Source organism: Streptomyces sp. NPDC033270 (assembly GCF_055576575.1).
Genome location: NZ_JBVIRA010000004.1, coordinates 1 through 26600 on the forward strand (window position 1 = coordinate 1; position 26600 = coordinate 26600).

Here is a 26600-nt window from a genome sequence, read left to right on the forward strand (position 1 = left end):
GAGAGGGACTGGCGCGCCTCCTCCCCCCCGGCGGGCTGGGGGAATTCCCCTCGCTCCGCCCGGCGTTCAGCACGACGCCAGGCCGCCCTCGCTCCGAGGGGAGCGAGGGCGGCCTGGCCGGTGATGCGGCTACGGAGAGCGCGGAAGGGTGGTCACCCGCTTGCCGGTACACGGGCAGGACGCCGGGCGACCGCGGAACCGGGCCCGGGGTCAATCAGACCCGGGACCAACCAGGCCCGCTCGTCCACCCCACCTCCTACGACTCAGAAACCGAGGTGGGGCAGCTTGAAGTTCCTGGGTGCCGGCACCCGGTTGGAGCAGTCCACGACCGGACCGACCCTCGTGCTCCCGTTGTTCAGCAGGCCGTTCTCGGGCCACACCACGTGCTGGCGGACGGTCGACGCGCAGCTCTTTCGCTGCTGGACGACGCGCCTGCCGTCCTTGGTGGTGTAGATGTCCTGGCGCTTGTCGACGCAGGTGCCGTGGCCCAGGGCGGTGTGCTCGCAGCCGCCCGTGGCGATCTCGGCGTATGCCTGGGTGGCACCGGCGCCGGTGATGGCGAGGCCGCCCAGGAGCGCCGAGACGACTGCGATCTTCTTCCCACTGAACATGTACCGCGTTCCTTTGTGATCGATGCCCGGGCGCCCTGCACCATGAACCGGCCGCGCCCGGGCCTTTGAGGAGGTCGGAAAAGGGCCCCGGCGCCGAGCGCGTGGCTCGGGCACCGGGGCCCCTTCCCCTTACTTGCCGGAGGCGTTGTTGTTGCAGCCCATGCTCGAACCCTGCTTGGTGCGCTGCGCACCCGGGTCGCCCTCGCCGTTGAGGGCGTTGCCCAGCGCGCCGTTCAGCAGGCCGACCTGGCCGAGGATGTCGACATTCAGGTCATGCGACCGGCACGAGGTCATCTGCTTGAGGTCGATGTGCTTGTCGCCCTTGTCCTTGTCCTTGTCCTTCTCCCACTGCGGGGCCGCCTGCGGTTCCGGCTGCGGGGCGGCCTGCGGTGCCGGAGCCTGGGGAGCCGGCTGCGGCGCGGCCTGCGGGGCGGGGGCCTGCGGAGCAATAGCCTGCGGGGCGGGCTGCGGAGCGGCCTGCGGGGCGGGCGCGGGAGCCGGCTGCGGAGCGGCCTGCGGCGCCGGAGCCTGGGGGGCCGGCTGCGGAGCGGCCTGCGGGGCGGGCGCCTGGGGAGTGACAGCCTGCGGAGCGGCCTGGTGGCCGTAGCCGCCGTGCGGGGAGCCACCCTGCGCACTGGCACCTGCCGCGGACTGCGAAACGGCCCAGGCGGTGACCTGCGGGCCACCGTCGGCGAAGCTGACGCCCGCGCCGAAGGTGGACAGAGCGCCGACCGCGGCGACGACGATCGCGACTTGCTGAAGTTTGCGCATGGAACCCTTGATCCTTCTATTACATGTAGATGGGAGACCTGACTTGACTACTTATCGAGAGTATGCGCACACCGAGAGTAGTCATTCTGGTATTTCACCCCACTACGCACCCCGTGTCGGACCACGGAGGAAGCCTCCCGCAGGCCCGCGCCGACACTCTCGACGCGACCCTCCAGCACTCTTTGAGGCCGACGGCGAAACCCCTCGCCGCCCCTTCGGCGTACGCCGGAAGGCGTCCCACGAACATTCCTGAGCAGGCCGCCTGACCTCGGCAAATCTCGTTGCGAACCCGTATGGCACTCCCTTGGGCGTCGATGGCGGCGCACCCGCCGCGACTCCGTTCGCCGCCCTCTCGGGGAGGGCAACGAGACCTCCCCCCGCCCGGGTCACGGGAGTCGGCGCACGGTCACCCGTTTGCCCAGTGGCGGGATGGCGAAAGGTGTGTTGAGGGCGGCGCAACCATGGCGTCGCCAGGGGGAGACGGGGTCACCGCCCTGACATCCGGCCATTGCCTCCGCAAATTCGTGCCGTTTCGCCCGCACCGTTCCGCCGCACGGACCACAGCCGCACCGGGTCGGTATTGGATCGATCAGTCCAATACCTGCTAGCGTCCAGGCGGCGGCGACAAGCACTACAGGGCCACCGCCACCACGCATCACACCGCAGGCTCGCGCACCACCGTAGGAAAGGACCCCCGTGCCAATCGCCGTCTACGTCCTCGGCTTGGGCATCTTCACCCAGGGCACCTCGGAGTTCATGCTCTCCGGCCTGCTGCCGGACATGGCTCGCGACCTGGGCGTCTCCATACCCGACGCCGGGCTGCTGATCTCCGCTTTCGCGATCGGCATAGTCGTCGGCGCACCACTGCTGGCCGTCGCCACCCTGAAGTGGCCGCGCCGCACGGCCCTGGTGGCGCTCCAGGCCGTCTTCATCGCGGCGCACGTGGCCGGCGCGCTGGTGCCCGACTACGGCATGGTGTTCGCCACCCGCGTCGTCAGCGCCCTGGCCTACGCCGGGTTCTGGGGCGTCGCCGTGGCGGCCGCCGTGGGCATGGTCCCGGACGCCGCCAAGAGCAAGGCCGTCGCGGTCGTCGCCAGCGGCCTGACCCTGGCCACCATCGTGGGCGTCCCCGCCGGCACGGTGCTGAGCCAGTTCGCGGGCTGGCGCGCGGCGTTCTGGGGCGTCGCCGTGCTCACCCTGATCAGCGCGGTGGCCGCGCTGATCGCCACCCCCGGCGGCAAGGAAACGGCCGAGGAGCCCCGTACGGTCCGGTCGGAGCTGCGCGCCATGGCCCGGCCGCAGCTGTGGCTGTCGTACGCCATCACCGCGTTCGGCTTCGGCGCCGTCATCGTGACCTTCAGCTACCTCGCCTCCGTCCTGACCGAGGAGAGCGGACTGCCCGCGAGCTGGGTCCCCGCGGTCCTCGCGCTCTTCGGCGTCGGCGGCCTCATCGGCATGACGGTCGGCGGCCGCACCGCCGGCACCCAGCCGATCCGCACGCTCTGCCTGGGTCTTGGCGGCCTGGTCCTCGCCTCCGCCCTGCTCGCGGTCTTCGCACGGAACGCGACCGTCACCGTCGTCCTGGTCTTCTTCCTCGGCCTGACCGGCTACCTGACCAACCCCGCGCTGCAGTCACGCGTGTTCGCCCTGGCACCGGGCGCCCCCACCCTGACCGGGGCCACCAACACCTCGGCCTTCAACGTCGGCAACACCCTCGCCCCCCTGCTGGGCGGCATGGCCATCAACGCCGGGTTCGGCTTCGCCTCGGTAGCCTGGATCGGCGCGGCTCTGGGAGCGGCCGGTCTCCTGGGGACCCTCTGGGCGGGCCATCTGGAGAACCGCACCCGCCGCAACGAGCGCGCGGCCTCCGACTCGCAGAGCCCGCACCCCCAACCGGCCACCGCGGATGCCTGACCCGCCGTCGCGCGGGGTTCCCGGCCCCACCGCCGCCGGAGCAACGTCACCGGAGCAACGTCACCGGCAACTGCACAAGCAGCCGGCTGCTACTTGACCAACCACAGCACAAACGAAACGCCCGTCACCAGCAACACCGCCCCCTCGATCCAGTCCGTCCACGTGAACTGGCTCTTCTTCTTGGCGTTAGCGTTCTTGGCGTCGGCGTTCTTGGCATTGGCGCTGTGCCCTTGGTCCCCGGTCATGTCCCCATCCCCTCCCCCTGGTGTCGATCGCACCCAAGATCTACACCATCACCGACGGGGCCTTGTACGGGGAGAGATCGACAGCATCTGTCCTCGCCCTACCCCTGGTCGCGAAGCCATCGCAGCAGCCAGCTGACCAGCCCGGAGCCGACGGCTCCGGCGGCTCCCAACGCCACTTGGAAGACCAGGCGGCGCAGGCATCGGGACCCCCAAGCGCGGGCTGGAGGGGCCGTAAGAGATCACCTTGACGTGAGCCTCCGCCATTTCTCTCCTCGCTTCAAGCGTCTGCTGGGACGACACAACCAACGACACCTCTTGGGAGAAGTCAAACTGCTTCTGCAGCCAGGTGGCACCTGAGATGTGAGTAGCGTTATAAGCCCCGGAAGGACGAATCCCAAACCATCGGATATTGATGGTTCTCGCGATTCCAAGTTGGCGTATCCACACCCGGCTGGCATGAACAAAAGAACCGAAAAACCGGGCGACGGTCCCACGAGAGCTACGCCGTCCAGGGCGTCCCAAACTGCTGCGACGTCACGGCTGGTCCTGTCAGGTGCCTGCCCGACGTGCCATCGAACGGGAAGACACTGCGGTGGCCGGATGGGTGAGGGAGACGTGGCCACAGGTGGAAGCACCGCGGTCGCGCTCGACGCCTGGATCCTCTTCGAGGACGAAGACGGAGTGTCGATGACGCCGTCCATGTCCCGCACCTGGTCACGCTGCGGCCACGCCCGGTCCGCAGGATCCCGTCCAGCACCGAACTCATGGACGGCTGTCTGAGCAGCTCTGGACTAGGCCGGCACGAACACACCTCAACGCTGCGCCAGGCCCAAAACGTGTGCAGCGGCAGAGGATACGGCGCAGGATAGCGACGTGGTCCAGATTCGCACCGCTTCTTCAGACGATGTTGCCTTGCTCGCAGCCCTCAACCACATCGTTCATGACCTGCACAAACGACACCGTCCCGACCTGTTCGTTGACTCCCCGGAGCCAGATGACGTTGAAGCTTTCTTCCGATCGCAGATAGCCGATCCGTCCGTCACCGTGCTCCTCGCCGATGGAGCGGAAGGCAAAGCCCTCGGATACGCTCTCGCCCGGGTCAAAAATCGGCCCGGCAGTACTCTGACGAACTCAGACGTCATCATGTCTGTGGATCAAATCGCCGTAGCCCCCGTGCTGGTATCGGCACAGCACTGCTCGAAGCCGTACGTGAAGTAGGACGCGCGGCAGGCTGCCGACGCCTCGTCACGGACGTTTGGTACTTCAACGAGAGCGCTCGCGAGTTCTACCAAGCCGCTGGCTTCAGCCCAATGAACATGCTCTTGGATCAGCAGCTCTGACTTCGAAGCTTGCCTGGCATCCCAGGACCGGGCAATAGGATCATGCCCAGGCCGCCAGGCTGACACCGGCCGGCCGACGCGCCCACTGCTCCTCGGATGGCCTGGTCAGTGACCATTACGTCACCACCGTGATGAGTTGGCACGCGGGATGACTTCGAGGCCCGTACCGGGGCAAGGCACAGACGCCCAAGACGTGTAGGGCCTTCCTGTCTCCGATACCTCGGGCAACAGCAAGGCCCTGCCTCGTGTCAGTGCTTCACAGGTGGCATGCGGAGCATGCCTGGCTCGTCGTCGTCCTCGTCGTGGGCGTCGGAGAGGATTTCGAGCAGAGGGGTGTTCGGCTTCACGCGCTTGGCGGCTCGGTCGAGAGCCGCCTGGTGCTTGGCTTCGATCTCGTCCCGGCGCGCCATCAGTTGGTGCAAGGACTCGCCCTGGGACCAGGTGTATTCCCGGCCCTGCATGGCCGTCCGCCGGTGCCAGGACGATCGTTGCGACCCAAGGTCAGCACGATACGGGTTCTCCGCCGTCAGCCTGCAGCGAGCGTGCTCACGTCGAGGCGGTTAAGAACGGACAGCGTCGGCTCAGTCTTGAACAGGGACTCTCCTAGCCACTCAAGCCCAAAATTTGCATACTCCATGGCCAGCCCAACAACCCTGCGCGGCTCAGCCAAGACATCGTCGCCCTCTTTTGAAAGAGCGAGCAATTCCAGGTGAGTTACTCGCCACGGATCACTGTTGAAGATAGAGCCGTCCATGAACTTGACTCGCTGAGCGTCCGACAGAAATGGCAGGCGTTCATCCTTCCTGACGCCGATGCACAACCCAAGCCACCATCCATCGATCTGGCGACTGAAGATCTTCCCTTGCCCCGTGTAGTCACGAATGATCCGATGAGTATCTTCCGGCATGTAGAGATCAATGCCGGCATACCTTGCTACTGTCACTGGGGAACCCCCTGTTCGCGGTACCGAAGGTGCTCGCCGTCACTGCGTCGGGCGCACACATCGCACATCTCTCGATGTGTGCATACACAGGTCCGTGAAACTGGATAGTCGACAAGCCAGTTGTTTTCCAAGTCTTGCGGGTAGTGATGACTGCACGAGAGCGTCGCGAACGATCCAGCACGCTTATCCAGAATGTCCTCGATGCCGGCAATTTCTGACCGCGTGAGCAAGAGGACAACTTGGAAGGGTGTCTCCGACATACCTGGCGGGCGGGTGATTGCCTCGACCATGCGGCGCTTCGTATCGCCAGACACCATTCCAAGAGGGGTGTCGATGAATCTTGGAGCGACAACGCCCGCGACCTCCATGAGGGACCACACGAAGGAGAGGGTCAATGCGCGCTGCGACGCACCGTTGACCTCGAAGTCAGGGTCAAGGCTGGTATTCCCCTGACTCATCACCTTGATGTCAAATGACTTGGTGATCGTTACACCTGTATAGACTCCCTGCGTAGCAGAGTTGTCAGTTCCAATGATCTCGTGAAACATTGCCTGGAGCCTCGCGGAGACCCGGTCGACGTATTCGCCTTCAAGGCGATGGCGTACGGCAGTCACAAGAGTCTTCAGGTCGTTGGCCACATCTCGCTTTGTGGCGATATCGGCGCTGATCTGAGCATCACGCTGAGCCTTCTCCAGCGCCTTCTGCTTGACGGCCAGATCCTGCCGCATCGTTTCGCGCTGGTTACTGAGATTGCCGTGCTCGTAGATGGCGTCTTTGATCTTCACTTCCAGGTCATTGAGATCGCCTTGGAGCCTGCGGACCTTTTCGTCGTCAATCCGCCCCCGGCGTTCCTTAGTCGCATTGAGCAAAGCGCCTTTGCGTTCGATCTCTTGAGTGATCGTTGCATACTCCGACAGGAGCTCGGCTCGCCTTTCGGGAAACCCGTCCGGCTGATCTCTCATCTCGCGAAGGGCGCGTGCACGGTACCTCGTTTCGGTGAGGTATTCGCTTATCTCACTCCGCTCCTGCTGTTCGTCGAGGAGACCCTGCACGTGGTTACGGTGAGAGGTCCCACGCTCTAGCGACGTTCCGCAGATGCACTGGCCAGATCCGAGGCAGTCATGAAGTACCTGGATCGAATGGCTAGGGATAATTCGCCTATCTGCAAGTTCGTCGAGGAGTCCGAGCCCAGCAGCTAGGGATTCGCTCATCAAAGACCACGAGGTGACCTCGCTGCGCAGTAGCATGGACATTTCACGCAGGCATTCATTCTTGCGAGATTCCAGCGCGGCACAGTCGCGCTCGAGGTCAACAATTTGGGTATTTAGAGCTTCGAGATCACCGATTCCTTTGATTGCCTCAAGTTCGCGCCGCTTATGCTCTTGGGCGCCTTCCATGTTCTTCTGGCGTGACGAGACCTTTTCAATCCTGGCAGTGAGGTCATCGGTTTTGTTCTTGAGAACATCTCTCTGGTCTGCCAGGGCTTCGACCTTGGAGCCTGCGTCTTTCGCGGCACGCTTCTCGTAGATTTGATATACAGCTTCGCTGTCCTCCACGGCTTTCCGGAGCATACCGATACCGAGGAGACTCTCGATAGCGACGTGTACTTTCTCTTGGCGCTCGTGTGCATGCTGCCGGCCGCTGATGAACCTCTGGACGTCGTCGCCGTTCGTGAAGAAGACGTCCGCAAGGCGTTCGGGAAGGCGTTGCGCGATCCATCGCTCCGGCAACGCCACCGGCTCTCCTCCAGCCTCAGTGAGCTGGCTCAGGCGAACGACTTCGTTGCCACGCTCGACTTCGTCCCCTTCTGCGGGGGTCTCGTTGACCGTCCGCTGAAGTCGGTAGCGTGCCAGCCCACCATCGTCCTCGACCTCGAACTCAAGGCTGACCTCGACGGTAACGGGAATTCCTACCGGGCTGGCCGTAGAGGTAAGGCGGATCTTGTCCGCGCCGGTAACCGTTCGGAGTCCGCTTACGCCATAGAGTCCCCACAGGATCGCGTAAAGCAGGGATGTCTTACCTGAACCGTTCTCGGCTCGGATGGCAGTCAGAGGGCGCTCAGGATCCACTGAGAGGTCAATTCTGACATCGTGCAACAACTTGAAGTTGTTTACGTGGATATGGTGCAGCCTCATCAGGCATCTTTCCTTCCGAGGTTGATTGCCTGAGCCCCTAGCTTCTCAATGACCTTCTGAAGGTCATCCTGGCGTTGTCGAGGGGTCGTGTTTACTTGTTGCCGAACAAGAACATTGAGAGCTGAAACAAGGTCATCACGGTACCCGATATACCGCTCGCCGAATGCGGCGACTTCCTCGTGTGCAACCTGACCTATCCGCGGCGATGTAGTCATCGTTCCCTCCCCGTTCAGAGCGTTCGTTCGTGCCTGTCGATGACGGCCCGGGGCCCATCCGAGTCGTATTCGTTATCGGCTGCACTCGCGAACTCGCGCGCCCGCGTCAGTTCACCGACCAAGAGTGCGCGTCCTTCTTGTGTCCCCAGCGTCGGTGGCACTACTAGGAAATCGTGGAGATTAGCGATCTCCTTGCCCTCCGCGCGACGAAGGATCCTTCCTCGTCGCTGTACCCATTCGCGACGCACGGTGCTAGAGGCCAGCAGGTAGGCAGTATCTGCCTGAGGAATATCAATCCCTTCATCCAGCACCTCCATGGCCGTGAGGACCTGATACTCCCCTCTCCCGAAGGCTTCGAGATATTTCCCTGCTCCACTCTTGGCAGTCTCTGCGTAAGTGAACTGGTGAAAACTGATGCGCAACTCGTCCAGCATCCGATTCGTGGCATCAATCTGACGTTCGCGGGTTAGCACAGGTGGCTTCGCTGAGGTATAGATCAGCGTCTTGCTCACATTGCGCAATCCGTGATGAGTCAGTAGCTGACGGAGCTCCGGGATCTTGGCTTCGGCATGCTCAAGAAGAGCCCGACGACGACGGAGTAGATGCTCAATCTGCGCCTGCAGATCCGCATCTTTACCATCGTCCGCCTGTTGAAACCCTTTCCGCTGCAGCTGCCGAGTCAGGTTCTCGTATTCTGCCATCTCGCCCTCAGTGAGGGTGATTTCGTGGAGATGGTAGTTGTACGGACATAGACATTCGGCCCGGATGGCGTCTTTCAGAGTGAACTCGAATAGTTCCGGACCGAAATAGCTGAATAGGTCTGCGGTGCCTTCAGCGTCGTACTGTCTGATCGGAGTCGCTGAGAGTCCCAAGCGCACATTGAAGCGGTCAGGTTTCTGCGCCAAGAAGCTCTTTGAGCCGAGATTGTGAACTTCGTCGCCGATGATCATCGCGAGAACCGATGGGGGAAGGGTTTCGATGAAATCCCGGAAAGACGCGTCCGTTGTGAAGAGCTTCTGCGTACACACGATGACCGATGTGTACGATCCTTGCGTGGCAAGGCCAGCCTTGATTTCTTCGAGGCGAGCCTCTCGCTTAGGCCCAGAGCTACCGCTTGGCAGGAACGGCTCGACCCCAAAGAGCCGGACAGTGTCTGACCATTGCCTCACCAACGGGGCACTCGGGACGATCACGACGACGACCATTGGCCCTTTGTGCCGATCTTGCTCCTGAACCGCAGCAATCAGGGAAGTCTGTGTCTTACCTCCCCCAGTAGCGATGGCCAGAATTCCCCGAGTCCCGTTGACCGAGAAGGCTTCCACTGCTGCTGCTTGGTGTGCGTAGCGACCACTGCGCCACTCGACGTCGGCAGGGATCGAAAGAAGCCTCGGCTGAGCGATACTCACACCGGGAGGTAGCGCCGGCTCCAACCCCCGTGCGTGATCCGCATGCCATGCCTGCCAGAAGTCATCAATGGTCGGCGCCTGCGCAGTGCCTCGTTGGCGCCCTGCTAGCCGAAGACCGTCGCTGACATCTACTGCTAGTACGTGTGGACTCTCGTTGTGCCACTGCCGCTCCCAGCCGGCCAGGAGCTTGCCCACCCGCTCGGTGGCAATGTTTCCATCGCGCCAGGGTTGGTCAACTGTCATCTGCTCGCCGTTTACGAGCAGTCCCCGTGCCGTGGCATTGCCCGAGCCATGCACCGCGGCCCACTCCGTGCCCGATCTGATGAGCCACTGCTTCTTGTGGTACATACCGGACTTCATGAGCGCGAAGCGGATCTTCAGGCGTCCAGCAGCGACAAGGTAGGAGAGGCAGTCGAGGGTGTGATGGACAAGAGCATGCTCAGAGAGGGCTGCTTCATCGAGCAGGCGATTAAGAGCGGCCTCAATGACCTGTTCAGGGCTTCGAACTCCTCGCTCCATGGCCGCTAGGTCGGTCGCGTCGACCGCCGGACTGATCAGGAGTTGAAGGGTGCCGCTGTCTCGGCGTAGATAATCAGCTAGGCCCGGAGCGATCTGCGCGAGGCACTGTGAGCTGAAGAAGCCGGCCGCGATCCGAACGTCGTCCGAAACCTTGATCGCCGGAATAAGGACTTCTCCGACGAGATCGTCCTCTGGGATCTCGTAGATCGGAAGGGCCCAACGAAGCGCAGCGGCCAGTTTTTCGCCCATCGCGCCTCGCCCTCCGTCCGCGGCCACTTACCTGCTGTGTTGGCCGCTACTGAAGACGGTTGCCGACGGTTTAGGAGCGGCGGGCGTGCGCGTTCACGACACCGGACCAAGAGTAGCCCTTACCGGTGACCATCGGGGTGCTCCTCTAGGTCTGCGGGCCCGAGGTGGCTGAAAGGCGCGGTTCCGGCGAGCCTGCCTCATGGGGTGTATGCGTCCGTTAGGATCTCAGGGCACTCCTGGTGGAACATGAGCAGCGCGCGAGAACAGTCACCAGGAGCGCGGCAGGCGGACGATCTCGGGAGGCGGGGGCACTTCATGGACTCAGGCTCTTACGCCGCGCAGGCGGTGTACCTCGACTACAACGCAACCGCTCCCATGCGCCCAGAGGCGCTACGTGCCACGTACGACGCGCTCCAAACTGTAGGCAACGCCTCCAGCATCCACGACCACGGTCGAGAGGCCGCGGGCAGGGTCGATCGTGCGCGTCAACAGGTTGCCGACTTGCTGAACTGTTCTCGCGGGGAACTCATCTTCACATCGGGTGCGACAGAGGCCAACAACCTTGCCCTGCAGGCTGCTTACGCGCAGCGCGACTTGATCATCACCTCGGCTGTCGAGCACCCCGCGGTCCTGGAAGCCGCTCGAGCGCTCGTAGGCGACACGCCAGGCGCACTATCTGTCCTGCCTGTCAATAACGAGGGGCGGGCCGACCCTGGCGCACTCAAGGTCACCGTTGAGCAGCATGGCGTGGCTCTTGTGTCCATCATGCTGGCGAACAATGAGACCGGGGTGATCACCGATCTCGCGCCAATGATCGAGGTCGCGCACGAGGCCGGCGCACTGGTTCACACGGACGCGACGCAGTACGTCGGCCGACTACCTCTCGACCTGGGTGACCTCGACGTGGACCTGCTGTCGCTGTCGGCCCACAAGTTCGGCGGCCCGCAAGGTGTCGGTGCGTTGTTCATTCGACGCGGCATTCCGCTTGCTCATCGCCCATTGGTCTTTGGCGGTGGGCATGAGCGCGGCTGGCGCGCGGGCACCCTCAACGTTCCGGGGATCGCTGGTTTGGGAGCCGCGGCCGAGGCGGCCCACCGACAGCTTGGTGAAGAGGTTCCGCGCATTACCAAGCTGCGCGATCTCCTAGAGGGCGAGCTCATCGCGCAGATTCCCGGCAGCTACATCAACGGCGCAGCTACCGCGCGGCTCCCGGGCGTCACAAGCATCACCTTCCCAGGGGCGCCGGCCGATGCGGCCCTCGCCTCGATGCCGGACGTAGCCGCGTCCGACGGAAGCGCTTGCTCCGCAGGGGCGCCGAGTCCTAGCCATGTTCTGCTCGCCATGGGGCTCAGCCGGGAGGATGCCGACTCCACCATTCGCTTTTCACTGGGCTACGCCACGACGGAGCAGGAAATCCGCCACGCCGTCGATGCCACCGTGAGAGCTGTTACTCACGTACGGGCCGTCATGGGATCCACCGACGCCCTCTGACCGGCGCCCCTTAAGACTTCGCACTCATTTCTTGAACTGAAGGGTACGACCGCAATGCCAGAAGGCCGCCTCTCCACCGACGTCGTCGGGCTGAAATTTAACAGGCACGAGAGCTTTCCCCCGCGCTTCGGCTGGCTTCACAAGGCATACCTGCAGGTTAAGAAGGACGAGATGCTCTTCCATGCCCCAGACGCGCTGGTGCGCCTGGGCGTGGGTAAGAACATGGTCTACTCCATGCGGTACTGGTCTCAGGCATTCAAGCTCACTCACGAGTACAAGCCCACGCCGCAGGCACGGTCTCTTGCAGCCGCCCCGACCTGGCGTGCCCGTTGGCTGCTCGACGAGGAGGGAGCCGACCCTTACCTTGAGGACACTGGAAGCCTATGGCTGCTGCATTGGTGGCTTGTCTCCGCAGACAACGAAGCCAAGTGCCTCGTCCCGAGTTGGTACGTGATGTTCCACCTCGCCCCGCTGGCTCGCGTCACGGTCGAGGAAATGACCACCTTCATCACGAGGGAAGTGCACAACAGCTTCAAGCGTGACAAGTGGCCGGCACCCGAGTCGATCACCCGAGACGTCGAGTGCTTCATCAAGATGTACGCGCCAGACCCCGAAGCGAACCCCCTCTCCCCGGGCAGCTTCGAGGACTCGCTCCTCTGCCCCTTCCGTGAGCTTGGACTTCTGGAGTTCCAGGGGGGCCGTGGGAAGGAGCGTACATACCGATTCACCAGTGGCATCCGTCCCAGCCTGCCGCCGAGTGTCCTCGTTCATACCTGCCTCGACTACGCGGCCCGTTTCAGTCGCAAGCCAGACTCCATCTCCCTGGCCCGCCTCGCCAGCGAACCCGGTGCCCCCGGGCGCGCGTTCCACATGCGTGAGCCGGAGCTGGCCAGGTCGATTGAAGCCTTCGTCGAGAACCACCCACAGCTGGAGATCGTGGAGTCGCTCGGGCAGCGGAGCCTCCGCTTTGCGGACAACCCGGAGACTCTCGCCTGGGACATCCTCGATGAGCAGTACGGCCGTGTTCGTGAGCGCGAAGGTTTCCCAACTCCCGAGGAGTGGGCACGGCAGAACCCCGGCCTGAAGAAGACAACGGACGACGATGCTGAGGCCCTGCAGGGCAAGATCCCCCAGCAGCCCGAGATGAACGAGGAGCTCGCGTGATCACGGCCACCAAGCCATCTTCCCGTACTAAGGGGAAGGACGCGGATGTCCAGATTCCTTCTGGGATCAGCTTCGTCGGTACGGAGTTTCGTTCCACCAATCTGGAACGCGACGTCCGGGCCCAGGACCTCCACTCCCCGTACGTCGGCGTACGTGCACTCGACGTTCTCGACCGTGTTGGTAACGCCCTGGGCGACCTCAAGCGCACTCGCGCCTGGTCCTTCACCGGCCCTTACGGCTCAGGCAAGTCGACTCTCTCCAACTTGATCGACGCCCTCCTTGGCCACGACACCGAGCGCAGAACCCGCGCTTACGAGGCGGTCGCTGCGACCAACGCCGCTCTGGCCCAGGAGATCACCGAGAACCGTCAGGCGCTCGCGGCAGAGGGTTTCCTGGGAGCTGTCACCACTGCGCGTAGAGAGCCGCTGTCAGCCACCATCCACCGTGCCCTGCAGACCGCGGTGGAGCGTAAGTGGAAGAAGCGCGTCCCGAAGGACGTCTCCACTGTCATGGCGGCCTGCTCTGAGACGGACGTCCCGACGACTGACGCCCTGCTGAACGCGGTCACCACGCTGTGCGGCAAGGCACCGCTCTTGTTGATCATCGACGAGTTCGGCAAGACGCTCGAGTACTTGGTCTCCAGCGGAGAGGGCAGTCACTCAGAGAGCGACGTCTTCCTGCTGCAACTGCTCGCGGAGAAGGGCGCCGGCGCCAAGGGGCTACCGCTCTTCATGTTCACGCTGCAGCACCTGGCTTTCACGGACTACGCCTCGCGATCCAGTTCCGTCCAAACCCAGGAGTGGGCCAAGATCCAAGGGCGCTTCGAGGACGTCACCTTTGCCCCCAACCTGGGCGACGCGGTCTACCTTCTTCAGCGGAAACTGGCGCACTCTGCGGTGCCGGAGCAGGGACGCAAGCTGGTCGAGGCACAGGCGCAAGCGGCCTCCGGTATCTGGCGCGAGCAGTCACTGCACTCGGTCGTCGACATCTCGGCCGAGTCGTTCGCCAACTTGTACCCGCTGCACCCTCTCACCGCCGTGGCGGCCCCCCTCATGGCGGCACAGATCGGCCAGAACGACCGGAGCCTCAGCGGCTTCCTCGTCAACGACGAGCCGTTCACCGTGCGGCGCACTCTCGACACGTGCGCGGACGAGGCACCGAAGCGCGCCTCGACAATCCGGATCCCGCAGCTGTACGACTTCTTCTTCTCTGCAGGGCGTACCACGATCCTCGCCTCCTCCAAGTCGAGTCGGTGGCTGGAGATCAACGCCCGCCTTGAAGAAGCCCACGGGCTCCCCGAAGCCGATCAGGAGCTGCTCAAGGCGATCGGTGTCCTCAACCTCATCGACGCCGACGGACTGCTGCGCGCTACGCCGGCAATGATCCAGTTCGCGCTGAACGACCCGACGGATGCCACCGACGCCAAGCGGTTCGAGCAGCTGAAGAAGCGTCTGGACAAGCTGGTAGAGGGCGGGCTCGTCGTACACCGGTCGTACAGCGACGAGTATCGGATCTGGCAGGGCACCGATGTAGATATCGACGCCCGGGTGCGTGAGATCGCCACACAGTTGCAGCCCGATGACGTGGTGCGCTACTTCAACAAGCATCTGGGGACGAATGTCCTCCCGAACGCGGTCGCAGCGGGCGGGCACAGCCAGCTCACCGGTATGCAGCGGCACTTCATGACCGCCGTCAGCCACCAGACCGAGAAGCTTCGGGGCCCCAAGGTGGTGCAGGACGCGGCTGACGGGATGCTCGTCTTCCACTTCGGCGACCTGAAGAGCGCCCCTAGGGTCGACTCACCGCTCCCGGTCGTCGTCGGAGTGACGAAGAACCCCCAAGCCGTACTAGAGGTCGGCAACACCCTCGTTGCGCTCCAGGACCTCATGAGTGACGAGGAACTGGACCACGTCGCTCGGCGGGAAATCGGCGAACGGGCTGGTGAGTTCTCCCAGCGCATCACCGCCATGCTCTCCGAGGCGTTCCGCCCGGGAAGCGACGAGTCAAGCTGGTACCTGTGGAAGACCGGCGAGGACACCGACGGCGACCCCGCCCGGCAGCTCAAGGCCCGTAGCTACGCGGGGCTCGTATCCGAAGCGTGCAATGTGGTCTACCACCAGACCCCGCACGTGCGGAACGAGATGGTGGGGCGGCACCAGCTCACCAGTAAGGCTGCAAGTACGCGCCGCGAAGTCCTCACGTCGATGATCGAGAAGACCGGGCTGCCGCTGCTTGGCTGGCCCCAGGACAGGTTTCCCGCGGAACGTGCCCTGTATGACGGCGTCGTTGAGCACCTCGGACTGCACCGTGCTGCCGGCGAGGTCACTGGCGGGCAGAACTCCGAAGGTAGTTTCAACACGCATGGGATGTCTCGCCCGAGCGTTACCACGAACGCGAGCGTCATGGCTGTGTGGGAAGCGCTTGAGGAGGCATTGAGCGAGGCCACGGAGCCGACCAACCTCGTAGAGATCTACGAGCGGCTCATGGCTCCTCCGTACGGAGTCAAAGCCGGCGTTGTCCCGATCCTGGTGGTTGCCGCACTCGTCCTGCGGGGCAACGATGTAGCCCTTTTCGAGGTGGGCAACTACTGCCCTCGCCTCACCGCCCCCGTCATGGAGCGCCTGAACGTCAATCCAGAGCGTTTCACTGTGAAGGCGACTCCAGACGGCCAAGGCCAGCGCAGCCTTGTTCTCGACAAGCTAGTGAAGTCCCTCGGCGTCGACATCCCTCGGAGTAAGGCGAACCGGAATCCGGCCCTACTTGCGGTCACTCGCGGTCTGCTGGGGCCGATTTGGGAACTGGACGAGTACTCGAAGAAGACTCGCCGACTCAGCGATGACGCCACTGTGGTTCGCGAGGTGCTGTCGGAAGCAACCGATCCCGACGGGCTTGTCTTCGAGCAGCTCCCCGAGGCGCTTGGCTTCGAGAAGATTGCTTCTGGCGTTCGGAAGGACTCCTCCTCGGCTGAGGCATACGTTGTTCGCCTCACTTCTGCGCTCAACGAAATCGCCGACGCCAGCACGGGCTTGGTCCGGTACGTCGTTGAAACGTTGGCTCAGGAGTTCCGGCTTCCTGCATCGAGTATCGGCGAGCTGCGTGCAGGGCTAGCTGAGCGGATGGGCGGCTTCGCGGATGCCTCGCTCGAAGCCAGTCTCAACGGCTTCGTGACGTGTGTGATCAACGAGATGCTCCCCGACGACGACTGGCTTGGGACCGTCGCAGTCCAACTCGTCAACCAGGCCCTAGGCGACTGGACTGACCGCCATGTGGATGCCTTCCCTCGCGTCGTACGAGACAGGGCGCGCGCGCTGGACCGCGTGAGCCATCTGTACAACGCAGTGGAGGTGGAGGAGGCTCCGGTCGACGAGCCCCTCAAGGATGTCGGTCGCAGTAAGCCGAAGCGGCGCCAGATCGACACTCATCTGCTCACCCTCACTACCCCGCGGGGAACGGAGGAGCGCACGCTCATCCACGTCCCGAAGAAGTCTCGGAATGCCGCGGACAAGCTCGTTGTCAGTGTCATCAGGCAAGCTGAAGAAGCACTGGGCCCCGACGGCGCACGCATCCTGCTTGCCGCCCTGGCCGAGCACCTGTCCGGGCAGGACAGCGACGCATCCGAGAAGGAGGAGCAGCTGTGACAGACGCCGACGGCTCCAACAGCAAGAAGCGCCACGTACTCGGGATCTCGGGAGGCAAGGACTCCTCGTCCCTCGCGATCTACATGCGAGACCGCGTGCCGCAGATGGAGTACTTCTTCTGCGACACGGGCGCCGAGCTTCCGGAGACGTACGAGTACCTCAACCGCCTCGAAGGCGCTCTCGGTAAGCCTATCGAGCGTCTCAACGCCTCTCGCGACTTCGATCACTGGCTTGAGGTGTACCAGGGGACGCTGCCCAGCCCTCAAATGCGCTGGTGCACGAAGAACTTGAAGATCAAGCCACTTGAGGAGTGGATCGGCGACGACGAGGCCATCTCGTACGTTGCGATCCGGGCGGACGAGAACCGGCTCGGCTACGTCAGCACCAAGCCGAACATCACCGCGGTGTTCCCCTTCCGCGAGGACGGGATCGATCGGGCGGGCGTGGACCGCATCCTCGAAGAGGCTGGCATTGGTCTCCCGGGATACTACGAGTGGCGCACCCGATCCGGCTGCTACTTCTGCTTCTTCCAGCGCAAGCACGAATGGGTGGGCCTCAAGGACCGACACCCGGATCTCTACGAGAAGGCTGTTGAGTACGAGGACAAGGTCAGGCATCAGGGCACAGCCATGCAGGGCCGCAAGTACACCTGGTCGCAGGGGGAGTCGCTGGGAGAGCTGATAGCACGTCGCGACGAGATCGAGGCGAAGCACCAGGCAGCGCTCGAGCGGGCAGCCAAGCGAGTGAAGCCGAACAGGCCGCTCCTTGAGATACTGTCCGACGCACTCGACGAAGACGACGACGAGGCCGCCTGCGCGGTTTGTCACCTCTGATCCGCATTCTTGAGGGAGGCCCAGTTGGCGGAATGCTCCGCGAACTGGGCCTCACGCGTGACATTTACCAGTCCGTCCTCGACGACCTGGCCCGCGCCGCAGCGGAAGCCGTGGTCAAGCTCGTGCCCCGCGCTCCGAGCGCGATCCGCTCACTCATCGAGCAGCGCGCCGCGCGGTCTGCTACTCCCGTCGGAGCCTCCCCTCGATGCACCTGCGAGTGCACCTGCGGCGCTAATCAGCAGGAAGTTATTACGGCGTAACGGGAATCGTCAGGACCTGCCTCAAGGGGCTCTTCCTTGCTGGGAAGGCCCCTTACAGCGGCTAACACAATGAGGTGTGTCGGGCCTGGTGGCCGTGTCCATAACGGAGTTGAGGGTTCAGCCCGGCGTCGGGACGTCGCCGTGGCTCGTGCCAGATGAGTTGTGGGACCGCCTGGAGCCGCTGCTGCCGCACCTGCGCAAATACGCGCCAGCGTGATGCTGCTCTGGCAGCGCAAACAGGACTGAGTCCACACGAACCCGTGGCGGCGGCCGTAACCGTTCCCAGCCGGGTCTGCCGCAAGATGGCGAAGTCAGACTGGAATACTAGCGGGGCCAGCCCCCCAGGGAATCCGGGCCGTAACGCCGCCCAACTGGCCCGTGGTGTTACGCCGTTCCAACCTCTCCCCCAGCATCCTCACTCGCGTCGAGCTCATCGTTCTCGATCTCCACATCCTCGACCTTGACCACCTGATCACTGCTGGAGTCAGACAGCTCCAGGTCGAGCCAGCCTTTGAGTCGTGTGTAGGCCAGACGTAGGAGGACGTCAGCACGCTGGTCCATGAACGTCGGACTCCACTTGTCCTCACGCTGACCCAGTGCTCGCAGGTGCGGGAGGTAGCGCGACATGGCCGCTAGGTCTTCAGTCGTCTGCGCGAAAGTGAAGCCAGAACTGTTGAGGATCGACTTGGCGTCCTCGGCCGTCGGGGAACCGAGTGCCGCGTACAGGACCTTCTTCTCGGTCCAAGGCCGCGAGCTGAGAGACGCGTTGGCAGCTCCTGGTGCCAGGACCAGATTACCCAGCTTGTGGACGGTCTCCTTATCGCTGTAGAACTCCTCATCCCACCCACTCGTGGCCGACTGTGGTGCGATGTGTTCGATCGTGAGGTGTGTCTCGTCCTCCCAACCGTCGGCGGTGAAGCACGAGGCGACTCCCGTCTTACCTTGGATGATCAGTCCCGGATTCTCCGGATCTTCAATTGTGTCGTGATATGCAGCCAGAAGAAGGAAACGCGCCAGCGCGGGGCTAATTTTGTAGAGCGGCAGTGCGGAAGCATCTGCCAGGAACGACGCCAAGTTCGGGACGCCGCCCTTACCCTTAGGGCCCGACAAACGCGCCGCAAGTTCCTTCTTCAGCGCCTCAGCGTCGACGATAGGATCAGGCTTCGTTGCATCGGGCTCTGCCCACTGCCGGGCGAGGGGTCCAATGCCCGTGAGTGAGTCCGCCCCGGCCATGACCGCCCGGTACTGGCTGTCGATGTTACCCGTGCCGCGGCGGGTTGCTCGCCAGAAGACCGTGAAGGCAGTGATTGCCTTGATCGCCTTCTCGAACTCGGCGATGTGCTTTTCCCTCGCCTCACCTTCGTCCGCGTGGACAGCCTCGGAGTAGAAGCGCACGAGCGGCGCGATGGCAATGGTGTGTTTGAGTGAATTGAGGAAGGCCAGACACAACTTCACGGTGTCTGTCATGGCGGTCGCTTCTAGCCCGGGTAGCGCGCGAGGCGAGTTATTCGCGGGTTCCCATGCATTCCCGATAAAGGCCGCAGTGTCGCGTAGGTGGCGCAGGTACGCGCTTCGATCATCGGCCGAGTCCTTGTGACGCTCAAAGGTATCGCGCATGTAGACCCGCTGGTCCGGGAGGCGCTTGGAGAGCTTCTCTCCAGTCTCTGCCAGCGCGAAAGTTACCAGCAGGTCCCGAGTTGCGTTCTGAAGCTTGTCTCCGACGGCGAAACGGTCCAGGTAGCCCTGAACCGCCTTCATGTATTCGTGTGCGTCCGAGTCCTGGTAGTCCTGAATCTTCTCTGCCATCACCACCCGAGGGAGGAAGGTCTCGAAGGCGGTCAGAGGCTCGCCAGTGGTATTCAACGACTCGAAGATCGTGAAGGCGTAGTCCTCGTCCTTGCCTTGGACGACCGTCAGAGCAATGCGGTTCAAGCTATAGGCGGCAAACATGACGAGTCGCATCAGCTCGGCCTCGGGCTCGTCTTCCAACTCTCCCAGCCAAGCGCAGAGTTCGGAGTCGAGTTCATGGTTGAAGAGCGCACGCTGGAAATCGATGTTGGTGGCAAGGGTTGCTAGCGGCGGCAGATCCTCCAGCTCCTCGATGGACTTTCGCTGCGACAGCTTGTTCAACCCCGTGCGGATCTCGTTGTACCTCTTGATGAGGTCGCCTTCGCCGTCGCCCGCATTCTGTCGCGCTGTCGGCCTGAAGTCCGTCGGATTAGAGGTTGCCGGCTCGCTATCGACAAGCAATGAGTACTGGTAGATAAGGTTGGCGATCGGCGACTCATACTTCTTGAGCTTCTCATCCCTGGCCCACTGATCATCGAAGGCTCGAATGAGGCGCGGGTAGATCGGCGTAGTTCCGAAGTTCTTTCGCTCGTAGAACGCCGCCCCGAGCATCTGCAGGATGTCGCTCGTTTCCGAGTAGAGGTGAGTCCGAGCACTGTCGGTCGGATCCGGGGTCTTGCCCTTGAAGATCTTCCATGCACGCTGACGAATGAGGTTGTGCAGGCCGACCAGCAGGATAAGAAGGCTCGACAAACGCTGCTGCCCATCGATCACCGTAAGGACCTTGGACGGGACCTCGGACTTGACGATTGGCTTCACCGTGACGTGGTTGACATCATGGATGGTGATGACGGTCCCCAAGAACGTGAAGCTGTCCGGCGCCTTACCTAGATTCCTGAGGCCATGCAGTGTGTCGTCGAGCAATTTCTCGACCTTGTCTTTGCCCCAGCCGTACGGACGCTGGTAGGGCGGCAGGTAGAGGCCCAAGCCATTGTCAGAAAGCAGCTCGCGGACACTCTTACTCTGCGCCTCGAATATTTCCTTGGCCTGCGTAGGCATGCGTAGTCCCGTTTTCGTTCAGCAGGTTCGCTCAGATCAGATGAGGAACACGAGGCAAGCTTCGTCGCCACCATCCTCAGCAAGGACATCATCTAGTACTCCACTGCGGTTTCGTGGCCTATCCAGCAGGTTCGTCGAGGAACCGTCGTCAGTAGTGGCTGAGACGGGCTGTTGCCTGGTGGCCTCTGCACCAGATGGAGCAGTGCAGCAGCCTGGCCGCGGAGGTGAGCGGTGGGGTGAACACCGCGGCGAGTAGGTGGCGGATCTCCGGGACGGTCACGGCTGCGGGCCAGGTGGTGCGGATCGGCGGGCCGGTGGGGGGGCCGCGTCGGCGGCGACGGCGGCGAGGAAGGCCAGGAAGGCCAGGAAGGCCAGGGCGAGCATGGCACGCGTGATTGTGCCGGTGCCACGAGATCCACTTGAAATGATCAGTTAGTCATTCCCGGCAAGGTTCACGAGAACTGCACCGGCAACTCGCTCGTCGGGAGGGACGGCATCATCTCCGTGGATCATGCCTCGTACGCGGTGTGGCAACTGAGACGGCGGGCGCTCCACAATTTCCTGCATGCGGCGGTATAGCGGCCATTGCCTCAAGTCGCGAGGTAGGTGGTCCACCGATTCCCCCGACGCAACATTCTCCTTGGTGACGTCCTGTTCGATTCGCCGAACGTGCCCCGATTCATCGCGCCGTACCCGCCTGCTGGCCCGGGGCTTCGCGGGTTGCGACGGCACTTCCCGTCTCACCGTGATGAGGGCACCGTCCTCCGCATTCAGCGCCTCCTGGAGTTCTTTAGCCGCTACCCGGTGCAGATTCCTCACACGCTCGTACGGCGTCGCTACTCCAGGGCCCCCTGATGCACTCTCGTCGCACAGGAGACGGTGCCACGGCAGGCTGCGGTTCTTCACATACCGGGTGCTAGCCCGACTGAAGAGCAAGGTCCGCTGCACCACGAGAGCAGAGGCGATGGTGCACCCCAACTGCCGCTCGCCGAGGGGACCGTGGCTGCAGCCCACCAACGCCCCTTCCAGGCGGTCTGGCTGCCAGTTCAAATGGTTGTAAAACACGTAGGCAGGAAAACACTCCGCTGCGACAGCGTCCTCGATCAGGAGATCGCTTTGGAGACGCCGTCCGTTGGGCCGATACCGGAGCTTGTAACTACCGTTCCACTCAGCGCGCTTAGCTTGAACTCGCATGCCGAAGCCGATGTCGCCGGCGTAGAACCACCATTCCCAGTCCGCACCGTTCACGGCTTCCTCGGGGCCGGTGAACCAGCGAACCGCCACACGGTCGCCATGCTCCATGCGGATGTCCTGAAGATGATGCTCGGTGAGCCCCACCTCACCAGGTGCCTGGCCTGCCCTATGCCCATCAGCCAGCCGCTCAAAGGTGTACTCGGCGCACAAGCTCAGGGTGCGGCAGAGCGACTTCTCCCGTAGGTCATGGCCGCAGGACGGGCAGAACGAGAAGTCGGCCGAGGTCTTGCGGCCGCACTGGCACAACTCGTCCATGTCGCCTTGCTCCGGGCCGATCGTCATCTTGGTCGTCGAGGTTATCCGGCGGCTTGTTCACGGAGACCGCGGGCGAGCGCGGCATGGTGACGCATGACCGGCAGCGTGCCAGCGTCCACCTCGGCCTGTCCGTGGTCCTCGCCGCAAGGGCAGATGCTCCAGCCGTCCGTCTCGACGTGGTCGGCCACCCTGCCCACCATCTCGGCCAGCTCGTCGAGCACCCCAACCAGGATCTCCGCCGCACCGTCGGCATGACGCTTCACGAGGGCGGCGCCGATCTCGGTGGCGAGGTCCAGGAGATGGGCCGCTGCCTCACCGTCGTCGTTGAGGCCGGCGTACTTTCCGGCTTGGGTGGCGGCCATGACCAGATTGCCCAGCGACTCGACAGATGCGTTGACAGTGCGGTCGTCAATCCGTACCGGGCGCACGGCGTGCGGTGCGGCGACTCCCTGATCGTCCTCGGTCACCGCCCTCATGATGATCTCAGCGACGGCTTCGGGGGTCACCAGGTGCACGGCTTCTTCTTGACCTATGCCTGCCTGCTTGGCCATGGTCTCGACGAGGTGGCTCGCCACACCCTGCACCGACACCGCCTCCACCTCGATTCCGTGGGTCAGCAGCACAGCGCTCGCCTGCATCACGAGGGTCTTGACCGGTGGGATCTCGTTCGGGTCTGCCACAGTCCCCAGCCTAGAAGCGGGCATTGGAGCGTTTCCACAAAACTGGCTTGATCGCCAAGAAACCTCGCCAGGCTGTTCGGCGGTGCTTTCGCGGTTTTCCTCGCGCACCCCTCTGCACAAGCTCTGCGCTCATGCGCTCCCCTTGCGCTCCCCTTGGATTCTGCGGCACGAATCGAGGCCACGCCGCTGACCGCGGGAGCCCCCTCCGGCAAGAGAAAAGCCAGGTCAGATGGGGTCTGACCTGGCTTTTCGACTGAGCCGCCTTCGGGATTCGAACCCGAGACCTACGCATTACGAGTGCGTTGCTCTGGCCAACTGAGCTAAGGCGGCGTGGTGCGCGGCCCAGTCTACACATCGCAGAGGGGTGGTCTGTAACCGGTTTACGGGCTGGTCAGGGGAGGGCGGCGGTGGGTGTGAGGCGGGTCACTTGCAGCGCTTGTTCTTGGCTGGGGTGGTGCCGTCGAGGAGGTAGGTGTTGATCGCGGCGTCGATGCAGTCGCTGCCGCGGCCGTAGGCGGTGTGGCCGTCGCCCTCGTAGGTCAGGAGGGTGCCGCTGGAGAGCTGGCCGGCGAGGGCCTTGGCCCAGGTGTAGGGGGTGGCCGGGTCGCGGGTGGTGCCGACGACGACGATCGGGTTGGCGCCCTTGGCCTCGATGCGGTGGGCCTTGCCGGAGGACTTGACCGGCCAGTACGCGCAGTTCAGAGCGGCCCAGGCGAAGTTGTCGCCGAAGACCGGGGAGGCCTTGCGGAAGCTGGGCAGGGCGGCGCGTACCTGGTCGGGGTTGGTGAAGGCGGGCGCGAGATCGAGGCAGTTGACGGCGGGGTTGGCGTACATCTGATTGGCGTAGCTGCCGTTGGGCTCGCGCTCGTAGTAGCTGTCGGAGAGGGTCAGCAGCCCGCGGCCGTTGCCGGCCTTGGCCTGGGCGAGGTAGTCGCGCAGCATCGGCCAGGCGCGCTGGTCGTACATCGCGGCGATGACGCCCGTGGTGGCGAGGGACTCGGTGAGCTTGCGCTCCTCGCCCGTCTCCGCGGGATGGGCGTCCAGCTTCTTGAAGAGGGCGGAGAGCTGCCGGCCGGCGTCCTCGGTGCTCTTGCTGCCCAGCGGGCAGCCCTGCTTCTTGATGCAGTCCGCGGCGAACGCCGTGAAGGCGGTGTTGAAGCCGGTGGTCTGGTCGATGTTGATCCTGCGAGCATCGAGGTCCGGGTTCATGGCTCCGTCGAGGACCATGCGGCCGGCGCGGGTGGGGAACAGGCCGGCGTAGGTCGCGCCGAGGAAGGTGCCGTAGGAGGCACCCACATACGTCACCTTCTTGTCGCCCAGGACGGCGCGCAGCACGTCCATGTCGCGGGCGGCCTCGATCGTGGAGACATGCGCGAGCACCTTGCCGGAGCGGGACTCGCAGCCCTTGGCGAAGCCGCGGTAGGCGGCGGTGAGCTTGTCGACCTCGGCCGGGGAGTCCGGGGTCGGGTCGGTCTGGGTGTAGCGGTCCATCTCCTTGTCGGACAGGCACTCGACGGGCTCGCTGCGGGACACACCCCGCGGGTCCATCGCCACCATGTCGTACCGCGCGCGGACCGGCGCGGGCTGTGGCGCGTACTGCTGGAGGTAGTCGATCGCCGAACCGCCGGGACCGCCCGGATTGACCATGAGGGAGCCCAGCCGGCTACCGGGGCCGGTGGCCTTCTTACGGGCCACCGCGAGCTTGAGGTCCGTGGCCTCGCTGGGCTTGGCGTAGTCCAGGGGCGCCTTCATCGTCGCGCACTCGAAGCCCGCGACTCCGCAGGCGTGCCAGTCCAGCTTCTGGTCGTAGTACGGGCGGAGTTTGGCCGGGATGGCGGTCGGGAGGGGCTGGAGGGAGCTGTCGGCGGGGCGCGGAGCGCCGGCCTCCGTCGTACGGCCCGAGGACGCGTCGGCGTCGGGGGACGAACGCTCCGAGGAGCAGCCGGAGATCAGCAGGGCAGAGGCCGCGAGGAAGGCGGCGGAGGTGCGGAGCAGGCGGCTGGTGGACATGGGCGGTCCCTTGGTCTCGGTCCCCTGGATCTGGAGCCTGGAGTGCGGGGAGCGGGTGTGGACGGGGGCGGGGGTGTCGCTGTGGGGCGTGGAATGCGGTGCGGTCCTTGGGGGGTGGAATGCGGAGTGGGTGGGTGGGGGTGACGGGTGGGTGGGGTGTGGGACAGGTGGGTGAGGGGCGGGGTTGGTGGCGGGGGCCCGGAATCTGGACGGAGCGTATTCGGGTGGCGACCTTGTGTGGTCGGCCCCTCGAAGGGGGTGGTGAGGTCGGGGTGCGGGGTGGTGTGGGGGGTGGTGTGGGGTTCGGTTTTTTGTTTGCGGGTTCGGGGTGGGGGTGGATAGGGGCCGGTATCAGCCGGCGCGGAGGGCTGCCGTCATCGCCTCTACCGCCAGGAGGGGGGCCACGTTGCGGTCTAGGGCGTCGCGGCAGGCGATCACGGCTTCTATGCGGCGGAGGGTGCGTTCGGGGGTCGAGGTGCCGGCGATGCGCTGGACGCTGTCGCGCACCTCGTCGTTGGCGAGGGGGACCGAGGCGCCCATCTGGAGCGCGAGGACGTCGCGGTAGAAGCCGGTGAGGTCGACCAGGGCCAGGTCGAGGCTGTCGCGCTGGGTGCGGGTCGCGCGGCGCTTCTGCTTGTCCTGGAGCTCCTTCATGACGCCGGCCGTGCCACGGGGCAGCCGGCCGCCGGTCCCGGCGGCGGCGCCGAGCGCCGCACGCAGCTCCTCGGTCTCCTTCGTGTCGACCTCTTCGGCGACCTGCTTGGCGTCCTCCCCCGCGGCGTCGATCAGCTCCTGGGCGGCCTTGAGGCAGCCGCCGATGTCATCGACGCGGAGGGGGAGCTTGAGCACCGCCGCGCGGCGGGCGCGGGCGCGCTCGTCGGTGGCGAGGCGACGGGCCCGGCCGATGTGGCCCTGGGTGGCGCGGGCGGCCCGGCCGGCAGCCTCCGGGTCGATGCCGTCGCGCCGTACGAGGACGTCCGCGACCGCGCCGACCGGTGGCGTGCGCAGGCTGAGGTGGCGGCAGCGGGAGCGGATGGTGGGGAGCACGTCCTCGATGGAGGGGGCGCACAGGAGCCAGACCGTACGGGGGGCCGGCTCCTCCACGGCCTTGAGGAGGACGTTGCCGGCGCCCTCGGTGAGGCGGTCGGCGTCCTCCAGGACGATCACCTGCCAGCGGCCGCCGGCCGGGGAGAGCGAGGACCGGCGGACCAGGTCTCGGGTCTCCTTGACGCCGATGGACAGCAGGTCCGTGCGGACGATCTCGACGTCAGCATGGGTGCCCACCAGCGCCGTGTGGCAGCCGTCGCAGAAACCGCAGCCCGGCGCGCCACCGAGCGCGCGGTCGGGGCTGACGCACTGCAGGGCGGCGGCGAAGGCGCGGGCCGCGGTGGAGCGGCCGGAACCGGGCGGGCCCGTGAACAGCCAGGCGTGCGTCATCTGGGAGGCGCCGCCGCGGTCGGCCGCCGGCTGCGACTGCTCGCCGGGCCGGTTCTGCGGCGCCGCGTGCTCAGCCGTGACGATGGCGTCCGCATCGCGCGCGGCGGCGGCCAACTGCGCCGTCACCCGGTCCTGGCCGACCACGTCGTCCCATACCGCCATCGCTGCCTGCCGTTCCTTTGCGTTCCGTGCTGCTCGTGACTCGCTCGACCCATTGTGGTGCAACCCACTGACAAACGAATCCGGAAGCCGTTTCCGGCGGCCGGTCGGCGCCGCCCGTCCGGAAACGGAAAACGGCCGTGGGGGGGGGGGGGGGGGGGGGGGGGGGGGGGGGTGTTTCATGCATCTCCGTTTCGTCTGAGGGCGCCTTTGTGTAGTTTCCC

The 26600-nt window shown here is 64.5% G+C and carries 20 protein-coding genes, 1 tRNA gene and 1 pseudogene; 9 read left to right on the forward strand and 13 right to left on the reverse strand.

Going from position 1 to position 26600, the window contains the following annotated elements:
• Positions 1 to 263 precede the first annotated feature (263 nt).
• Together ACZ5XZ_RS08125 and ACZ5XZ_RS08130 are read right to left on the reverse strand one after the other, a co-directional pair.
• Positions 264 to 611: a hypothetical protein gene (locus ACZ5XZ_RS08125; RefSeq protein WP_468975346.1), complete on the reverse strand. Its 348-nt coding sequence runs from the start codon at positions 609 to 611 to the stop codon at positions 264 to 266.
• 129 nt (positions 612 to 740) lie between these two features.
• Entirely contained in the window at positions 741 to 1382 is a 642-nt protein-coding gene (locus tag ACZ5XZ_RS08130) for a hypothetical protein (protein ID WP_468975993.1), read from the reverse strand.
• A 696-nt stretch (positions 1383 to 2078) separates the two neighbouring features.
• Between ACZ5XZ_RS08130 and ACZ5XZ_RS08135 the strand changes: the two genes are divergently transcribed.
• A complete protein-coding gene (locus ACZ5XZ_RS08135) occupies positions 2079 to 3296 on the forward strand; it encodes a Cmx/CmrA family chloramphenicol efflux MFS transporter (RefSeq protein ID WP_468975347.1) in 1218 nt (405 codons plus the stop codon).
• Between the two features lie 89 nt (positions 3297 to 3385).
• Here the strand turns inward: ACZ5XZ_RS08135 and ACZ5XZ_RS08140 are convergent, their stop codons facing one another.
• Positions 3386 to 3541 (reverse strand): hypothetical protein, encoded by a 156-nt coding sequence (locus tag ACZ5XZ_RS08140; protein WP_468975349.1) that lies wholly within the window; start codon positions 3539 to 3541, stop codon positions 3386 to 3388.
• Between the two features lie 553 nt (positions 3542 to 4094).
• On the opposite strand from ACZ5XZ_RS08140, the gene ACZ5XZ_RS08145 reads away from it, so the two are divergent.
• From ACZ5XZ_RS08145 to ACZ5XZ_RS08155, 3 genes are all read left to right on the forward strand, one after another.
• Complete coding sequence (locus ACZ5XZ_RS08145) at positions 4095 to 4232, forward strand: hypothetical protein (protein WP_468975351.1); 138 nt, start codon at positions 4095 to 4097, stop codon at positions 4230 to 4232.
• A 182-nt stretch (positions 4233 to 4414) separates the two neighbouring features.
• On the forward strand, positions 4415 to 4759 hold the full coding sequence (locus tag ACZ5XZ_RS08150) for a hypothetical protein (RefSeq protein ID WP_468975352.1): 345 nt from the start codon (positions 4415 to 4417) through the stop codon (positions 4757 to 4759).
• A complete protein-coding gene (locus ACZ5XZ_RS08155; RefSeq protein ID WP_468975948.1) occupies positions 4735 to 4881 on the forward strand; it encodes an N-acetyltransferase in 147 nt (48 codons plus the stop codon). The genes ACZ5XZ_RS08150 and ACZ5XZ_RS08155 overlap by 25 nt, the downstream gene beginning before the upstream one ends.
• Positions 4882 to 5129: 248 nt before the next feature.
• Here the strand turns inward: ACZ5XZ_RS08155 and ACZ5XZ_RS08160 are convergent, their stop codons facing one another.
• The 4 genes from ACZ5XZ_RS08160 to ACZ5XZ_RS08175 all read right to left on the reverse strand — a co-directional run bounded on the left by ACZ5XZ_RS08160 (position 5130) and on the right by ACZ5XZ_RS08175 (position 10348).
• The gene (locus ACZ5XZ_RS08160) at positions 5130 to 5342 is read right to left on the reverse strand and encodes a hypothetical protein (protein ID WP_468975353.1); all 213 of its coding nucleotides are present in this window, start codon (positions 5340 to 5342) and stop codon (positions 5130 to 5132) included.
• A gap of 65 nt (positions 5343 to 5407) precedes the next feature.
• Positions 5408 to 5824 (reverse strand): hypothetical protein, encoded by a 417-nt coding sequence (locus ACZ5XZ_RS08165; RefSeq protein WP_468975355.1) that lies wholly within the window; start codon positions 5822 to 5824, stop codon positions 5408 to 5410.
• Complete coding sequence (locus tag ACZ5XZ_RS08170; RefSeq protein WP_468975356.1) at positions 5821 to 7959, reverse strand: AAA family ATPase; 2139 nt, start codon at positions 7957 to 7959, stop codon at positions 5821 to 5823. Before ACZ5XZ_RS08170 ends, ACZ5XZ_RS08165 begins: the two co-directional genes overlap by 4 nt.
• A 229-nt stretch (positions 7960 to 8188) precedes the next feature.
• Positions 8189 to 10348 carry a DEAD/DEAH box helicase family protein gene (locus ACZ5XZ_RS08175; RefSeq protein WP_468975358.1) on the reverse strand — a complete coding sequence of 720 codons (2160 nt, stop codon included), beginning with the start codon at positions 10346 to 10348 and terminating at the stop codon, positions 8189 to 8191.
• 315 nt (positions 10349 to 10663) lie between these two features.
• Between ACZ5XZ_RS08175 and ACZ5XZ_RS08180 the strand changes: the two genes are divergently transcribed.
• The 5 genes and pseudogenes from ACZ5XZ_RS08180 to ACZ5XZ_RS08200 all read left to right on the forward strand — a co-directional run.
• Positions 10664 to 11839 (forward strand): cysteine desulfurase family protein, encoded by a 1176-nt coding sequence (locus ACZ5XZ_RS08180; RefSeq protein WP_468975359.1) that lies wholly within the window; start codon positions 10664 to 10666, stop codon positions 11837 to 11839.
• 54 nt (positions 11840 to 11893) lie between these two features.
• Positions 11894 to 13003, forward strand: coding sequence for a DUF4007 family protein (locus tag ACZ5XZ_RS08185; RefSeq protein WP_468975361.1), 1110 nt, complete (start codon positions 11894 to 11896; stop codon positions 13001 to 13003).
• Positions 13000 to 16641 (forward strand): ATP-binding protein, encoded by a 3642-nt coding sequence (locus tag ACZ5XZ_RS08190; protein ID WP_468975363.1) that lies wholly within the window; start codon positions 13000 to 13002, stop codon positions 16639 to 16641. The genes ACZ5XZ_RS08185 and ACZ5XZ_RS08190 overlap by 4 nt, the downstream gene beginning before the upstream one ends.
• Positions 16638 to 17474, forward strand: coding sequence for a phosphoadenosine phosphosulfate reductase domain-containing protein (locus tag ACZ5XZ_RS08195; RefSeq protein ID WP_468975364.1), 837 nt, complete (start codon positions 16638 to 16640; stop codon positions 17472 to 17474). Before ACZ5XZ_RS08190 ends, ACZ5XZ_RS08195 begins: the two co-directional genes overlap by 4 nt.
• A gap of 50 nt (positions 17475 to 17524) precedes the next feature.
• A pseudogene (locus ACZ5XZ_RS08200) lies at positions 17525 to 17734 on the forward strand (site-specific integrase); the annotation flags it as partial.
• Between the two features lie 384 nt (positions 17735 to 18118).
• On the opposite strand, the gene ACZ5XZ_RS08205 reads toward ACZ5XZ_RS08200, so the two are convergent.
• From ACZ5XZ_RS08205 to ACZ5XZ_RS08230, 6 genes are all read right to left on the reverse strand, one after another.
• Complete coding sequence (locus ACZ5XZ_RS08205) at positions 18119 to 20581, reverse strand: DUF262 domain-containing protein (RefSeq protein ID WP_468975366.1); 2463 nt, start codon at positions 20579 to 20581, stop codon at positions 18119 to 18121.
• Positions 20582 to 21013: 432 nt separating this feature from the next.
• The gene (locus ACZ5XZ_RS08210) at positions 21014 to 22117 is read right to left on the reverse strand and encodes a DUF6615 family protein (RefSeq protein ID WP_468975368.1); all 1104 of its coding nucleotides are present in this window, start codon (positions 22115 to 22117) and stop codon (positions 21014 to 21016) included.
• 14 nt (positions 22118 to 22131) lie between these two features.
• Positions 22132 to 22770 carry a hypothetical protein gene (locus tag ACZ5XZ_RS08215; RefSeq protein ID WP_468975369.1) on the reverse strand — a complete coding sequence of 213 codons (639 nt, stop codon included), beginning with the start codon at positions 22768 to 22770 and terminating at the stop codon, positions 22132 to 22134.
• A gap of 256 nt (positions 22771 to 23026) precedes the next feature.
• Positions 23027 to 23100, reverse strand: a tRNA-Thr gene (locus ACZ5XZ_RS08220).
• Positions 23101 to 23193: 93 nt separating this feature from the next.
• On the reverse strand, positions 23194 to 24780 hold the full coding sequence (locus ACZ5XZ_RS08225) for an alpha/beta hydrolase (RefSeq protein WP_468975371.1): 1587 nt from the start codon (positions 24778 to 24780) through the stop codon (positions 23194 to 23196).
• Positions 24781 to 25131: 351 nt separating this feature from the next.
• Positions 25132 to 26379, reverse strand: coding sequence for a DNA polymerase III subunit delta' (locus ACZ5XZ_RS08230; RefSeq protein ID WP_468975373.1), 1248 nt, complete (start codon positions 26377 to 26379; stop codon positions 25132 to 25134).
• Between the last annotated feature and the right edge of the window lie 221 nt (positions 26380 to 26600).